The sequence below is a fragment of the Vibrio sp. St2 genome (assembly GCF_947311885.1).
GTDB classification, from domain to species: domain Bacteria; phylum Pseudomonadota; class Gammaproteobacteria; order Enterobacterales; family Vibrionaceae; genus Vibrio; species Vibrio coralliilyticus.
In genome coordinates, this window is the sequence record NZ_CAMZNA010000004.1 from 1 (window position 1) to 15,559 (window position 15,559).

Annotated in this window: 16 protein-coding genes; 5 read left to right on the forward strand and 11 right to left on the reverse strand. The window is 45.6% G+C overall.

Annotated features, from left to right (window positions below; translation table 11 throughout):
• Positions 1–188 precede the first annotated feature (188 nt).
• The 5 genes from treC to gmhB form a co-directional block, all read right to left on the reverse strand.
• Positions 189–1,868, reverse strand: a complete 1,680-nt coding sequence (gene treC, locus QMA41_RS13740; RefSeq protein ID WP_281629963.1) for an alpha,alpha-phosphotrehalase — start codon at positions 1,866–1,868, stop codon at positions 189–191.
• Between the two features lie 84 nt (positions 1,869–1,952).
• The gene (gene treB, locus QMA41_RS13745; protein ID WP_281629964.1) at positions 1,953–3,377 is read right to left on the reverse strand and encodes a PTS trehalose transporter subunit IIBC; all 1,425 of its coding nucleotides are present in this window, start codon (positions 3,375–3,377) and stop codon (positions 1,953–1,955) included.
• Between the two features lie 193 nt (positions 3,378–3,570).
• Positions 3,571–4,518, reverse strand: coding sequence for a trehalose operon repressor TreR (gene treR / locus QMA41_RS13750; protein WP_038509984.1), 948 nt, complete (start codon positions 4,516–4,518; stop codon positions 3,571–3,573).
• Positions 4,519–4,569: 51 nt separating this feature from the next.
• Positions 4,570–4,908, reverse strand: coding sequence for an MliC family protein (locus tag QMA41_RS13755; protein ID WP_038160950.1), 339 nt, complete (start codon positions 4,906–4,908; stop codon positions 4,570–4,572).
• Positions 4,909–4,968: 60 nt separating this feature from the next.
• The gene (gene gmhB / locus QMA41_RS13760) at positions 4,969–5,520 is read right to left on the reverse strand and encodes a D-glycero-beta-D-manno-heptose 1,7-bisphosphate 7-phosphatase (RefSeq protein ID WP_019276473.1); all 552 of its coding nucleotides are present in this window, start codon (positions 5,518–5,520) and stop codon (positions 4,969–4,971) included.
• Between the two features lie 224 nt (positions 5,521–5,744).
• Here gmhB and metN point away from each other — a divergent pair, with 224 nt between their 5' ends.
• From metN to QMA41_RS13775, 3 genes are read left to right on the forward strand one after another with little or no spacing between them, the layout of a single operon-like run.
• Complete coding sequence (metN, locus tag QMA41_RS13765; protein ID WP_095560730.1) at positions 5,745–6,779, forward strand: methionine ABC transporter ATP-binding protein MetN; 1,035 nt, start codon at positions 5,745–5,747, stop codon at positions 6,777–6,779.
• Entirely contained in the window at positions 6,769–7,446 is a 678-nt protein-coding gene (locus QMA41_RS13770; RefSeq protein WP_006957863.1) for a methionine ABC transporter permease, read from the forward strand. The genes metN and QMA41_RS13770 overlap by 11 nt, the downstream gene beginning before the upstream one ends.
• A gap of 32 nt (positions 7,447–7,478) precedes the next feature.
• Complete coding sequence (locus QMA41_RS13775; RefSeq protein WP_281629965.1) at positions 7,479–8,288, forward strand: MetQ/NlpA family lipoprotein; 810 nt, start codon at positions 7,479–7,481, stop codon at positions 8,286–8,288.
• 75 nt (positions 8,289–8,363) lie between these two features.
• Here QMA41_RS13775 and QMA41_RS13780 read toward each other — a convergent pair whose 3' ends face one another.
• The 4 genes from QMA41_RS13780 to QMA41_RS13795 form a co-directional block, all read right to left on the reverse strand.
• Positions 8,364–8,861 carry a GNAT family N-acetyltransferase gene (locus QMA41_RS13780; protein ID WP_281629966.1) on the reverse strand — a complete coding sequence of 166 codons (498 nt, stop codon included), beginning with the start codon at positions 8,859–8,861 and terminating at the stop codon, positions 8,364–8,366.
• A 119-nt stretch (positions 8,862–8,980) separates the two neighbouring features.
• Entirely contained in the window at positions 8,981–10,567 is a 1,587-nt protein-coding gene (locus QMA41_RS13785) for an AbgT family transporter (protein ID WP_281629967.1), read from the reverse strand.
• Positions 10,568–10,795: 228 nt separating this feature from the next.
• Positions 10,796–10,921 (reverse strand): type B 50S ribosomal protein L36, encoded by a 126-nt coding sequence (ykgO, locus tag QMA41_RS13790; protein ID WP_005380299.1) that lies wholly within the window; start codon positions 10,919–10,921, stop codon positions 10,796–10,798.
• Positions 10,922–11,182, reverse strand: coding sequence for a type B 50S ribosomal protein L31 (locus QMA41_RS13795; RefSeq protein ID WP_019276469.1), 261 nt, complete (start codon positions 11,180–11,182; stop codon positions 10,922–10,924).
• A 116-nt stretch (positions 11,183–11,298) separates the two neighbouring features.
• Between QMA41_RS13795 and tsaA the strand changes: the two genes are divergently transcribed.
• Together tsaA and QMA41_RS13805 are read left to right on the forward strand one after the other, a co-directional pair.
• On the forward strand, positions 11,299–11,994 hold the full coding sequence (tsaA, locus tag QMA41_RS13800) for a tRNA (N6-threonylcarbamoyladenosine(37)-N6)-methyltransferase TrmO (protein ID WP_281629968.1): 696 nt from the start codon (positions 11,299–11,301) through the stop codon (positions 11,992–11,994).
• Between the two features lie 111 nt (positions 11,995–12,105).
• Complete coding sequence (locus tag QMA41_RS13805) at positions 12,106–13,821, forward strand: proline--tRNA ligase (protein ID WP_006957875.1); 1,716 nt, start codon at positions 12,106–12,108, stop codon at positions 13,819–13,821.
• 84 nt (positions 13,822–13,905) lie between these two features.
• Here QMA41_RS13805 and QMA41_RS13810 read toward each other — a convergent pair whose 3' ends face one another.
• The gene (locus tag QMA41_RS13810) at positions 13,906–14,751 is read right to left on the reverse strand and encodes a class II glutamine amidotransferase (RefSeq protein ID WP_171352470.1); all 846 of its coding nucleotides are present in this window, start codon (positions 14,749–14,751) and stop codon (positions 13,906–13,908) included.
• A gap of 74 nt (positions 14,752–14,825) precedes the next feature.
• Complete coding sequence (gene lpcA / locus QMA41_RS13815; protein WP_006957880.1) at positions 14,826–15,404, reverse strand: D-sedoheptulose 7-phosphate isomerase; 579 nt, start codon at positions 15,402–15,404, stop codon at positions 14,826–14,828.
• Positions 15,405–15,559: the final 155 nt, after the last annotated feature.

A 15,559-nucleotide genomic window follows, 5' to 3' on the forward strand; every position in this document is an offset into this window, starting at 1 on the left:
CGAGTGGCCAAAGGGATCAGACTGTAAATCTGCTGGCACTGCCTTCGATGGTTCGAATCCGTCCCCCTCCACCATATCAGCGAAAAGCCAGCTCATTGAGCTGGCTTTTTTCGTTTCTACTTTCCAGTTACGCATAAAAAATGCCCCGCACAAGCGAGGCAATGAAGAAAACACTATAGGGGGTGTGTTTACTCTTCAATCAAAATAATGCGTGTCTCGTAAGGACGTAGAGTTTGAGTTTCAGCAACGGCTTCAGGCAAAGCGTAGTTGCCTAATACATACTTAGCACAGTCCACCTTGAAGGACTCTGGCAGTGCACATTGTGCTTCCACGCCATAATAGTTGTTGAGACAAATCAGCGTCTGTTTGGCGCTCTTACGTTGATAGCCAAAGATCTGGTCGTGATTCGGATACAGATCTTGATAGTCCCCTGTCGTGATCACTTCAATCTCTTTGCGCAATTGAATTAATTTCTGATAGAAGTAAAAAACCGAATCACTGTCATCAACGGCTTTAGCTGCGTTCACTTGAGGATAATTTTCTGCCACCGCCAACCAAGGTTGAGCCTGAGAGAAACCAGCATACTGCTCGTCATTCCATTGCATTGGTGTACGTGAGTTGTCACGGGACTTCTGAGCCAGAATATCTATCATCTCTTCGTTACTGACACCTTGCTGGTTGACCATGATGTCATACATATTGGTGCTTTCCACATCACGGTATTGCTCTATCGAGCTATAGCCGGGATTGGTCATCCCAATCTCTTCCCCTTGATAAATGTATGGTGTGCCTTGCATCATATGGACAGAGGCTCCCAACATTTTGGCAGACTCCACTCGATAATTTTTGTCATCGCCTAAGCGGCTCACGACACGTGGCTGATCATGATTACACCAGAACAGTGCCCCCCAACCTTTGCCGTTCAATCCTGTTTGCCAATGGTTAAAGATCTGCTTTAGTTGTGAGAAATCAAAAGGCGCTTTGGTCCATTTCTCACCATTTGGGTAATCCACTTTGAGGTGGTGGAAGTTAAACACCATCGACAGTTCTTTGTTATCCAGAGAGGAATACTGCTGGCAATGCTCCAATGTGGTAGACGACATTTCACCAACCGTAACGCTACCATATTTCTGGAACACTGATTCGCTGATTTCCTGTAAGTATTCATGCACACGAGGGCCATCTGTGTAAAAGCGGCGACCGTCACCAATCTCATCATTCGGGAAATCTTGCTGCTTGGAAATCAGATTAATCACATCAAGACGGAAGCCATCCACTCCTTTGTCAGCCCAGAAGCTGATGACCTTTTTCACTTCCTCACGAACTGTCGGGTTCTCCCAATTGAGATCCGCCTGCTCTTTGGCAAAGAGGTGCAGAAAATACTGGCCTGTTTGCTCATCCATTTCCCAGGCGCTTCCGCCAAACTTGGACTGCCAGTTGTTTGGAACGTCACCTTCAACCGGATCTTTCCAAATGTAGTAATCACGGTATGGGCTGCTCTTATCCCCCAGCGCAGATTGGAACCAAGCGTGTTCGGTCGAGGTATGGTTAACCACAATATCCATGATGATGCGAATACCGCGCTGGTGCGCTTCACTAAGTAGACATTCAAAATCGTCCATGCTGCCAAACTGAGGGTTAATAGCGTAGTAGTCTGAGATGTCATAACCATTATCAATCATCGGAGACTGATAGACTGGTGTTAGCCAAATGGCATCAATACCGAGCAATTTTAAGTAATCGAGCTTAGAAATGATGCCCTTAATATCTCCTGTTCCTTTACTACCGCTATCACAGAAGCTCTTCGGGTAAATCTGATATATCGAAGCCGTTTTCCACCAGTTCGCATCATTTGTGATTGTTGTCATTGCTAAACTCACTTACCAAAAAATAAAAATCGAAAAAATAGCAGAAGCGATCGCCGAATTGCGATCGCTCCTTTTTGTTTGCGCTTAAGCGTTTGCAGGCTCTAGCTCGCCTTTCATTTGTGCACGCTTGTAGAAGAACAGGGTCAATAATGCTGGCAGTGCAATCGCCACCAGCATTGCAATCGCGTAGATGCCCCAGAATTGTGGTTGGATAGACAAAATGCCCGGCAGGCCACCCACACCGATACCATTAGCCATAACACCGGCACTACCACAGATCGCTGCTGCAATAGCACTACCGATCATCGCACTCAGCATTGGGAATTTGTATTTAAGGTTAATACCGTACATCGCTGGCTCGGTGACACCTAGATAAGCAGAGATAGCTGCAGGTACTGAGATATCACGCTCACCGTGTTTCTTACTGATGATGATGATACCGACAACCGCTGATGCCTGAGCAATGTTAGACAGTGCAATCAAAGGCCAGATTGGAGTACCACCTAGGTCTTGCATCAACTGTAGATCAACAGCGTTGGTTGTATGGTGAATACCGGTAATCACCAAAGGTGCATACAGGAAGCCAAACACCATTGAACCAATCACAGCGAAATCACCCGTCATTGCTGCTTTCGCGGCAAACGCCACACCATCACCCAATACGCGACCGAACGGGCCAATCAGAGAGTGCGCCAATACAACAGAAACGATGATAGAAACGAAAGGAACAACAACCAAATATAGGTAAGAAGGAACAATACGCTTAAGGTTCGTTTCGATGAACGCCAACGCGATACCCGCTAACATGGCTGGAATAACCTGAGCCTGATAGCCCACCTTCTCGATAGCAAATAAGCCAAAGTCCCACACTTCTGGCACTTGCTTACCAATCAGGTACGCATTCATTAGCTGAGGAGAGACCAAAGTGACACCAAGCGTAATGCCGAGGATCGGTGTACCACCGAGTTTCTTCACTGTTGACCAACACACACCGACAGGTAAGAAGAAGAAAATGGCTTCACCAATTAGCCATAGGAAGCTGTGAACAGTCGCCCAGAATTGGCTGATTTCCGTCAATGATTGACCATCAAACATCTTGATGTCGCCAATCACGTTGCGGAAGCCCAAGATCAAACCACCTGTAATGATTGCAGGTAACAGTGGTACAAAGATTTCAGCAAGATGGGAGATACCACGTTCCAAAATGTTCATATTCTGACGTGCAGCCTGTTTGGATTCATCTTTCGACGCTTCAGACTTACCCGACAGTTCAATCAGAACTTTATACACTTCATCAACTTCAGTACCGACAACAACTTGAAACTGACCCGCATTAGTGAAACAGCCTTTCACCAGCGACAATGCTTCCAGTGCTTTAGTATCAGCTTTATCCGTGTCATTTAACACAAAGCGAAGGCGCGTCAGACAGTGGCTTACACTGGCGATGTTATCGCGACCGCCAACCAGTTCTATCAGACGCTCAACCTCTTGTTTCGCAATCTTACTCATATCCTTGTCCACCCTAAATTGGTTTCTCGTTCAGATCAGAACTCTCTGATCAAAAGGTTAGTTATAATTAATTTGGGAACATTCCCATTTGTATTTATTATATTGTCAAATCTATCGAAATAGATAAATGGGAACAATCCCATTAATTGAATGAGATCACAGTATAATTCTAAACCATAGAGAAAAGAGAGGCTTAACTCAGGATTGGTTCCTGAGTGAGGTGCACCAGTTCAGACTCTCCATTAAGCTGAGAAATCAATAGCTTGGCAGCTCTTTCTCCAGCCTGAGCATAACCCGGGTCAATACTGAATACTCTCGGAAATAGAAAAGACAGCAGCTCATTACCACCGACACCAGTCACCATCACGTCTTCCCTATCCAACTCCTGAAGACGCTTAATTACACCAAGTGCCAAAGTATCACTGGCACACACAATTGCCTGGGTGGTTGGATTCAACACTTTATCCACCAGCTGATAAGCACTTTCGTGATGAAGGTGACCTGTTTGGTAGTTAGGGGATAATCGCTGCTCTGAACACCAATCTAAGTATGCATTGAGACGAATCTGCCCAGTAGTTCGGTCTGAAGGATCAACACCAATAAAAGCAATCTCACTCACCGATTGGCGCTGAAGGTGTTCCAGTGCACAGCGAATGACGCCTGTATTGTCGTAGTTTATCGATGAGGTTGCGTCGGTATCCATAGCAATCACCAGTGAACGATGTTGCCAACTAGAGAGACGTTCAATGTCAAAATCACTAAAGCCAAACACAATCACGCCGTCAACATTGCGTCTGCGTAGGACGTCGAGATGCTCATTGGTCATCTTGCGGTCAAATTGGCTTTCCATGATCACCGCATCATAGCCGTTACTGTAGAGAACTTGCAGCATGCTGCTGACAGCTTTGTTTTCCGATGGCGAATCAAGACGCGAAATGATAACCCCAACCACTTTCTGACTGCCGCCACGCATCGCTTGCGCCGACTTAGAAGGCACATAGCCAGACTCTTCAATCACACGCTCAACTTTGGCACGAGTTTCCGGTTTGACTTTAGGATCATTAGTTAACACACGGGAAACCGTAGATTTACCAACGCCAGAAAGTTTCGCAATATCAAGGATGGTCAGTTTTTTATTCATAATGCTGTGGATTCGCTCAATTGACAAAGCAGAGTGTACAGAAGATTAACGCTATTGGGTTTTACAGTTTTTGTAAACGACTCTGCCTAATTCTAACCGCGCATCATCACCTTTGGTGTGTAAAGTTACCGGATTTAGAATCGGCTTTGTTCCATTATCTAGGATGTATTTTGCACCAGAACCAGATGGGACCTGAGTGAGGCGGTAGTCATGTTTAGGCAAACGTAAAAGCGCTGCTTGCTCCTCAATCAGATAGGCGACCTCAAACTGCTTGTTTGATTCACACTGGTAGGTCACGAACTGATAAGTGTCATCTGCTTCGCGCTCAATCGCTGAGTGGCTGCAACCAAATAGTGTCGTTCCAGCCAGAAACGCTAACAAAGCATTCATTTTCATCCAAACTCTCCAATAGAAAAAAGGCCGCCTCAAGCGACCTCTTTTCTCGATAATTTACTTCGCTAAGTAGGCAGGGACTTCTTTGATACTGTCCAGTACAACAGAGGCAATCGCCTCACCTTTTTCCGTAACAGGCTTGCCAGTACGTACTAAAATACGCGTACCCACTTCAGCGGCTTCTGCGGCCATCATATCCTCAGCCTTGTCGCCGACCATAACAGAATTCGCCATATCGATTTTGAGAAAGTCACGAGCCGAAATGAACATGCCAGGCTTAGGTTTGCGGCAATTGCAATCTTCTTTGTACTTACCCTGACCATGTTCCGCATGGTGTGGACAATAGTAGAAACCATCAAATTCAACGCCATGATCAACAAAGTTCCAATCCATCCACTGCGTTAGTGAAAGGAAACGATCTTCACTGAATTTACCGCGAGCAATCCCTGACTGGTTGGTCACCAATACAAGCATATAGCCCATCTCTTTGAGCTTTTTCGTCGCTTCAAACACGCCATCAATAAATTCAAAGTCGTGCTCGTCATGAACATATCCGTGGTCGACGTTGATTACGCCATCACGATCCAAAAAGACTGCTGGTTTCGCCAAAATTTGCTTCTCTGTCTACTATTTATTACCAGAATTATTACACGCTTTATTTCTTTCATCACTATCTAATTACTAATCTGTTTGATTGAAATGAACGTTTAGACGTCTAGCCGTAAAAATATCTATTGACACAATTAATGCAAAACCATAGCATCCTCTACTAAATGAGAGGTAGTTCAAAATTATCTACTTTTTCCCAAAGCAGTCTGATAGCGGATTTCTCGATGATAGAAATTAATCAAGTAAACAAGGTATTTCTTCAAGGAAGCAAAGAAATACATGCCCTGAAGGACATCAACCTTCATATCCCACAGGGGACGATATTCGGTGTAATTGGCTCATCAGGAGCAGGGAAAAGTACGCTTATTCGATGTGTCAATATGCTGGAAGCGCCAACATCAGGCTCTATCATTGTTGACGGTATAGATCTTACCAAGCAGTCCAAATCAGAACTGAGTGAAACGCGCCGTAACATCGGCATGATCTTCCAGCATTTTAACCTGCTATCTTCACGTACTGTGTTCGATAATGTTGCTCTACCCCTAGAGCTCGCAGGCAAAGATAAGGCTCAAATCGATGAGAAAGTCACCGAACTGCTCAAATTGGTAGGCCTCTCTGATAAACATGAAAGCTACCCTTCTAACCTGAGTGGTGGCCAAAAGCAGCGTGTGGCTATCGCACGAGCTCTGGCTTCTGATCCAAAAGTATTGCTGTGTGACGAGGCAACCAGCGCTTTGGACCCTGCGACAACGCAATCTATTCTCGAACTGCTCAAAGAGATTAACCGTAAACTGAATATCACTATGCTGCTCATCACCCACGAAATGGACGTGGTAAAGAGCATCTGCCATGAAGTGGCGATCATTGGTGGCGGAGAACTGGTCGAGAAAGGCACGGTAGGTGAAATATTTGCTCACCCGAAAACAGAGCTGGCTCATGAGTTCATCCGTTCTACGCTTGATCTATCTATCCCTGATGATTATCAGGCGCGACTGCAAGAGACCCGCGTTGAAGACAGCTACCCATTAGTTCGACTTGAGTTTACTGGTGCAACTGTAGACGCGCCACTCGTCAGTCAGATCGCGCGTAAATTCAATATTGATGTCAGCATTCTAAGCTCTGACCTTGATTACGCCGGTGGCGTTAAATTCGGCATGATGGTCGCTGAACTGTTTGGTAATGAGCAAGATGACAACGCGGCAATCGAATTCCTCCGTGAACACAATGTAAAAGTAGAGGTACTGGGTTATGTCCTTTAACACAATTTCTGAGTGGCTGAGCCTTAACAGTAACCTTTTAATCGGTGCGACTTGGGAAACCATCTACATGGTCGCAGTGGCAGGTATTGTTGGCTTTGCCGTTGGTATCCCACTGGGCGTTATTCTTCATACAACGAAGAAAGGTGGCCTACTTGAGAACACCAAACTTAATAGCATTCTAGGCGCTGTCGTCAACGTTGGCCGCTCAGTGCCATTCCTAGTGTTAATGGTTGCCATCATTCCAGTTACTAAAATTCTGGTCGGCACTTTTATTGGTACTACAGCAGCTATCGTACCGTTGACTATCGGCGCTATCCCATTTGTTGCTCGCCTTATTGAAGGTGCTTTGTTGGAAGTACCAACAGGCCTAGTGGAAGCGGCTCAATCGATGGGCGCTACTCCGATGCAAATCATCAACAAGGTTCTGCTTCCTGAAGCAATGCCAACGATAGTCAACTCAGTCACCATCACGTTGGTCACTTTAGTCAGCTATTCCGCTATGGCCGGAACCGTTGGTGGCGGCGGCTTAGGTGATGTCGCCATTCGCTACGGCTTCCATCGCTATGATGTGGTTATCATGGCAGTAACCGTGGTGATGCTTATTGTTTTGGTACAAATCATTCAGTCTATCGGCGATGCCATTGTGCGCCGCGTCGATCACAGATAATAAATTTACAGATACAGAATAAGGAGAAAGTCATGAAATTTGGATTAAAAGGTTTACTCGCCATTGCAGCAGTCGCTTCTGCACTTGTCCTATCAGGATGCGGTGACAAGCAAGCAGATACCACTAAGATTAAAGTTGGTGTTATGGCGGGAGCTGAAGCTCAGGTAGCAGAAGTCGCAGCTAAAGTTGCAAAAGAAAAATACGGTCTGGATGTAGAGCTAGTCACTTTCACAGATTACGTAACGCCAAACGCAGCTCTGGATGATGGTTCTATCGACATCAACGCGTTCCAGCACAAACCATACCTAGATCAGCAAGTGACTGACCGTGGTTACAAGCTAACGATTGCGGGCAATACGTTTGTTTACCCTATCGCGGGTTACTCTAAGCAAGTGAAGTCAGTCGATGAAATTCAAGATGGTGCACGTATCGCAGTGCCAAACGATCCAACTAACTTAGGTCGTTCTCTACTGCTTCTTGAACAGCAAGGCCTGCTTAAACTACGCGACGGTGTTGGCCTCCTAGCAACTGTGCGTGATATCGCAGAGAACCCAAAAAACATCACCATTGTTGAGCTAGATGCCGCTCAGCTTCCTCGTTCTCTTGACGATGTAGCTCTGTCTATCATCAACACGACTTACGCAAGCTCAATTGACCTGACACCACAAAAAGATGGCGTATTTGTTGAAGACAAAGAGTCTCCATACGTAAACCTGATTGTTGCGCGTGAAGATAACGTCAAAGCTGAAAACGTACAAAACTTCGTTAAGTCTTACCAGACAGACGAAGTATACACCGCCGCTTCAGACATCTTTAAAGGTGGCGTAGTTAAAGGTTGGTAATCACTTACTCGCCGAATGAAACAAGGGCTGACGTTACTGCGTCAGCCCTTTCTCTTCCAGCGTTTTGATTATTGTTCAAAGGAACTTCTCAATCAGCACTTCATCAATGTACTGACCTTGCACATAAGCGTGCTTCTTTGCCGTCCCTATCACTTCAAAACCCTGATTAAGATACGCCGCTAACGCCGTTGGATTATCTTCTCTAACGTAAGCAAAAAGCTTTTCGTATCCCTTATTTCTTGCCGCTGCAAACGTCTTAGCAAATAGACGGCTGGCAATCTTCATCCCTCGAAACTGCTCATCCACATAGGTTCCGATAATTCCAACATGGGCAAAGGCCTGAGTATAGGACGCAAACGGCTCTACATTCTGAAACCCGAGCACTTGTTGATTCTCTGATATGGCAACATTGAAGACACCTCGCTCAGGAAACTGGCGTATAAAAGCCTGCTCTTCGGCAAGTGAAAACGGGGTATCAATCACGGTAAATTTGCCTTGCTCAATAATTGGATTTAATACACCACGAACACCATCAGCATCCTCGATTTTGACTTCTCTAATTGTTACTTCCATTGGCACTCTCATCACCCTTATCCACTAGAAATCGTAAGTTGTACAATGTTAGGTCTACTCACAATACCAAAAACAAAAAACCGGAGCACTTGGCTCCGGTTTTGTCGTTCGATAATACGTTATGGTGTGTAGTAAGTTGCTGCACCAGGACCAACTGGCAAGCCAAATACGAATACCCATAGATAGAACAGTAGACTCCAACCCACAATAAAGCAGATTGAGTAAGGTAACATGGTCGCAATCAACGTACCGATACCTAGGTTCTTCATGTAACGCGATGCAACAGCCAGAATCAGACCAAAGTAGCTCATCATTGGTGTAATGATGTTGGTCGTTGAGTCACCGATACGGTATGCCGCTTGAATCGTTTCAGGCGCGTAGCCGACTAGCATCAGCATAGGTACGAAGATTGGTGCAGTCACAGCCCATTGTGCAGAAGCTGAGCCAATCATCAGGTTGATGAAGCCACACATCAGAATGAAGGCGAAGAACAACATAGGGCCTGTCAAACCAATGCTCTGTAGGAAGTCTGCACCTGCTACCGCGAACACCTGACCAAAGTTAGTCCACTTGAAGAACGCGACAAATTGAGCCGCGAAGAACACCAGTACAATGTACATACCCATTGAAGACATTGACTTAGACATCGCGTCAATCACGTCGCGGTCATTCTTCATTGTGCCAACTACCTTACCGTAAACAAGGCCAGGGATAGCAAAGAAGACAAAGATGAAAGCAACGATACTTTTCAGGAATGGAGACCCCGCAACCGTGCCTGCGTCTGAACGAAGAATTCCATCTGCTGGAACGATTGTCCAAGCAAGTAGAGCAGAAACCGCAAGTACCGCTAGGCCAGCCATTTTCAGACCTTTCTTCTCAACGTCTGTCAGCTTGCCCATTGAATCGTTGGACAAATCTTCTGACGCTTCTTCTTCGTTGTATTTACCTAATTTAGGCTCAACGATTTTCTCCGTTACGAAGGCACCCATACCAGCGATGAAGAAAGTAGAAACAAACATGAAGTACCAGTTAACTTCTGGGCCAACCGTGTAAGTCGGGTCGATCATTTGTGCTGCAGTTTCTGTAATACCAGAAAGCAGTGGATCAACGGTACCGATTAGTAAGTTTGCTGAATAGCCGCCCGATACACCTGCAAATGCAGCTGCCAGACCCGCAAGAGGGTGACGACCTAAAGAGTGGAACAGCATAGCCGCTAGTGGGATAAGTACCACATAGCCTAGCTCAGATGCCGTATTAGAAATGATACCAGCAAATACTACCGTGACAGTGACCATGCTCTTCGAAGCACCCATCACCAAACCACGCATTGCAGCAGACAGTAGACCTGAATATTCAGCAACCGCGACACCTAGTAGTGCAACTAATACAGTGCCCAATGGCGCAAAGCCGACAAAGTTTTTAACCAGATTGGTAACAATTAACTCAAGACCATCAGCATTTAATAAGCTGACAACCTGAATCATACCGTCAGCCGCACGACCAGGTGCGCCTTCCGGACGAGGGTCTGCCACCGCCAATTCAAAGTAACCAGCGATACCGGAAGCTACTAATATAGCAACACAGAAGATGGCGAAAAGTGTGATCGGGTGGGGTAACAGGTTCCCCAAATATTCGACTGTATCTAAGAAGCGCGTAAATATCGGCCTCTTAGGCGAGTTTTGTTTAATCGAAGCAGATGAACTCATCTGTTCCCTCCTTGTAGTTATTCCTGCGCGTCATTGTGACGAGCTGCCACAAAACTCGCGCAGGTTACTCGACAAAGAGGTCAATTAGAAATCGAAAATGTAATAAAGTGTTATCCAGATCATTATATTTAACGCTAAAAAAACAAAAAACCAGCAGTTTCATCCACATATATAACAATCATTAGAATTATAAATTACATAGAATCATCGAAATTTATAATGTATTCACTATTTTTGGACAGCTTTGAATCTGGGATTAGTTTTACATATTACGTATAACCGTCCTCTTCTTTTTACAATCTGACAATCAGGGTGGCGGCTCTTGGCACTTTTCAGAGACTTCACGACTTTCATTTACTTATCTCCTTTCGAGAATTGGCCAAATCGACGCTTGAAGTTAGCTACTCGACCTTCCTGATGAATAACACGCTGTTTGCCGGTGTAGAAAGGATGGGATTTTGATGAAACTTCAATCGTGAAGTACGGATACGTCTTGCCATCTTTCCACTCGATCGTGCGTTGTGTTTGCAGCGTTGAGCCAATCAAGAAGTACTCATCAATACTTGTGTCATGAAAAACGACGGTTCTGTAATCAGGGTGAATATTAGGTTGCATAATTACCTCTCTATTAACTGTTATGTTATAACGTAATAAATGATAATCATTATCAAAAGGTTTTGCTACCCTTTTTGTGATACTTTTTGCGAATCACTGTATTTGAGAGAAAACAAATGTATTCCGTAGAACCGATCGGTTTTATTGAAAGCCCTTATAAAGAGAAGTTTGCCGTGCCAAGGCAGCCGAGGTTAGTGCCCGAGGCAAGAGCAAGGCTACGTTTAACGGGAGAAGCAAATTGTGCAGAAGCGATCAGAGGCATCGAGCAGTTCAGCCACCTATGGCTGTTGTTTATGTTCGATCAGAATTTGCAGGCCGGATGGAAACCGACAGTACGCCCACCAAGGCTGGGCGGAAACGAACGCATTGGCGTGTTCGCATCACGCTCGACATTCAGGCCAAACGGGATAGGCATGTCTGCGGTCGAGCTTAAAGGCATATCACAATGTGGTGACCAGTTTTATATCGAGCTTGGAAGTGTTGACTTAGTTGATGGTACTCCTGTTATCGACGTCAAACCTTACGTCGAATACTCAGATGCCATTATTAACTGCAGTAGCGGTTATGCCGACGAAGCGCCGTCCATCTCAGAAGTCGTATTCACCGATAGCGCGTTAGCGACACTCAGCCCCCTTCCTGACAGCCAACACATCTCTTTGGTTATTGAACAAGTACTGGCTCAAGATCCTCGTCCCGCTTATAAGAAGAACAAGCCCGACAATAAGGAATACGCGGTAAATCTATTCGATCTGAACGTGAAATTTCGTGTTGAAGGCAACTTAGTGACGGTTACGACCATTGAACGCTTTTGACAAAGCCAATTGGCTGATATTATAGGCGGCTAACTATTTTCCCTTGATGGGATCTCTTTACTCAAGCTCGTTCTGGCTAGAGTATCTAACTTAAATAAACGGATAAATTTAATGCGTACCAGTAATTATCTTCTTTCTACTCTGAAGGAGACTCCAAACGACGCAGAAGTAGTGAGCCACCAGCTCATGCTACGTGCAGGTATGATCCGTAAGCTGGCTTCAGGTCTATACACCTGGCTACCTACCGGTCTACGTGTACTGCGTAAAGTCGAAAACATCGTTCGTCAGGAAATCGACAATGCAGGTGCAGTCGAAACTTTGATGCCCGTTGTTCAGCCGTTTGAACTATGGGAAGAGACAGGCCGCAGCGAAAAGATGGGTCCTGAGCTACTTCGCTTTACTGACCGTCATACTCGTCCGTTTGTTCTTAGTCCTACCGCTGAAGAAGTCATCACTAGCCTTGTGCGTAATGAAGTGAGCTCTTACAAACAGCTACCGCTAAATCTGTATCAAATTCAAACTAAATTCCGTGATGAGCGCCGCCCACGTTTCGGCGTAATGCGTGCACGTGAATTCTGCATGATGGATGCGTACAGCTTTGATATCGATAAAGAAGGTCTGCAGAAGTCTTACGATGCAATGCACGATGCTTACTGTAAAGCGTTTGACCGCATGGGTCTTGAGTACCGTCCGGTACTGGCTGACTCTGGTGCAATCGGCGGCAGCGGTTCTCAAGAGTTCCACGTACTAGCAGAAAGCGGTGAAGATCTAATCGCATTCTCTACCGAATCGGATTACGCAGCGAACATCGAAAAAGCTGAAGCGCTAGCTCTGGCTGACGAAGCTGCTGCTCCAACTCAAGAGATGGAACTTGTTGATACACCAAACGCGAAAACCATCGCAGAGTTAGTCGAGCAACACGGTCTAGCAATTGAGAAAACCGTTAAGACTCTATTTGTTAAGGCGTCTGATGAAGTTGAAGCTGACCTAATTGCGCTTATCATCCGTGGCGACCACGAACTGAACGAAGTGAAAGCGGAAAACCTTCCTCAAGTTGCAGCTCCTCTAGAGATGGCAACAGAAGAAGAGATCCGTGGTCTAATCGGTGCTGGCCCTGGCTCACTAGGCCCTGTGGGTCTTGAACTGCCATTCATCGTTGATCGCTCTGTAGCAGTCATGAGTGACTTTGGCGCGGGTGCTAACATTGACGGCAAACACTACTTCGGTATCAACTGGGGTCGAGATGTTGAGCTAAGCCAAGTTGAAGATTTGCGTAACGTAGTTGAAGGCGATCCAAGCCCTTGTGGTAAAGGTACTATCGCACTAAAACGTGGTATCGAAGTGGGTCACATCTTCCAGCTAGGTAACGTTTACTCACAAGCCATGAACTGTGGAGTTCTTGGTCCAGACGGTAAGAACGTTATTCTAGAAATGGGTTGTTACGGCATCGGTGTTTCCCGTGTTGTTGCTTCTGCGATTGAGCAAAATCATGACAAGTACGGCATCATCTGGCCAGACGCACTCGCACCTTTCCAAGTGGCTATCGTGCCAATGAACATGCACAAGTCAGAAGAAGTAAAAGAAGCGGCTGAGAAGCTGTATGCTGAATTGACGGCGATGGGTATCGAAGTGCTATTCGATGACCGTAAAGAGCGCCCAGGTGTTATGTTCTCTGATATGGAACTTATCGGTATCCCTCACACTATCGTGATCGGCGATCGTTCGATGAAAGAAGGCAACTTTGAGTACAAGAACCGCCGCACTGGTGACAAGACACCTGTTGCGATGGCTGACATCGTTGAACACATTAAAGCTCAACTGGCTTAAGTTGATTAACGCTTAAAAACAGAAAGGCTGATGCATTGCATCAGCTTTTTTACTTGGAGTTTCCATCAAGCCCAATCTGTTGTCTCACTCCAACGGCTCAGTTGGCGCCTGACTTTCGACCTTTTTCGGAGCAAATGGTACATCAATGAGCTCATCGGCATTGCCATCGACAATCTCACCGAAATGTAAAATGCCAAACTCTCCCGGCTTCATTCGATGCCATTCTTCATTATCAGTTAGCGGCTGCGTCGCGATAACTGAAACCACATCATTGGGTGTCGTTTCTTCCTGAAAATTAATCTCGACGTCTTCATCAATTAAAGAAGCTTTACCAAATGGAGCACGACGAGTAATCCAGTAAAGATGGTTGGTACAATACGTCATGACATATTCACCATCTGACAACAGCATGTTGAACACCCCTTTACTTTTCAGGGTTTCACAACATTTCGCCACAAAGCGGAACACACCAATCATATCCTGAGGCGGCTCTGGGAATCGGTCTTCCATCTGCTTAAGCAACCAACAAAACGCCAATTCACTGTCTGTCTGACCCACAGGTCGATGACGCCCCGTATGCAGTTCCTGATAATCAGACAGCTGACCATTGTGAGCAAAAGTCCAATAGCGTCCCCACAATTCTCGGGTAAATGGATGAGTGTTCTCTAGATTGACGCCTCCACGATTCGCCTGACGAATATGGCTGACTATTGCGCAGCTTTTGATCGGATAATTCTGAACCAATTCAGCAATTTTAGACTTGCAGCTTGGGTTCGGATCTTTAAACGTCCGAAAACCTTTACCTTCATAGAAAGTGATCCCCCAGCCATCGCGATGAGGGCCGGTATTGCCACCACGCTGCATCAAGCCAGTAAAACTGAAACAAATGTCTGTCGGTACATTGGCGCTCATTCCGAGCAATTCACACATGGTTTATAAAACTCCCTTGCACTACCTAAGTGCCAGCTTAAACAACACTGGCACTTGCTAAACCAGTTTGAAAATTACTTTTCCATTTCCTTTTCGATCAACTGAATCACAATGTGGATGATCTTAATGTGGATCTCTTGAATTCGGTCAGCGTAACCAAAATGAGGAACACGAATTTCGATATCCGCTAAGCCCGCCATTTTACCGCCATCTTTGCCAGTCAGAGCAATCGTCTTCATACCTTTTGCCTGAGCAGCTTCAATCGCTTTAAGAATGTTGCCAGAGTTGCCCGATGTCGACAGACCAAACAAAACATCGCCTTTCGCACCTACCGCTTCTACGTAACGAGAGAACACATACTCGTAACCAAAGTCGTTACTTACACAAGATAAGTGGCTTGGATCTGAGATAGCGATACCTGGCAAACCCGGGCGATTTTCACGGTAACGACCTGTCAGCTCTTCAGCGAAGTGCATAGCGTCACAGTGTGAGCCGCCGTTACCACAAGAAAGCACCTTGCCACCCTGCTTAAATGAGTCAGCGAGCATCTTCGCCGCCGCTTCAATTTGTGCGATGTTACTTTCATCGCTAAGGAATTTATTTAGTACGTCAGCAGCTTCGGTAAGTTCGTTTTTAATCAGATCCTGGTACATAGGTTTTTCTCTAATTATTTTGTATTAAAAAGGCCGACGCTTATCGTCGCCAAGGTTATAGTCAGAGTTTACTCAAACAATTCTCACTGTCGATAGCTGCCCGCAAACAATTGCGTCTTTATTCCGTTTCTGCACCATCAAAAAGCGCTCGCCTC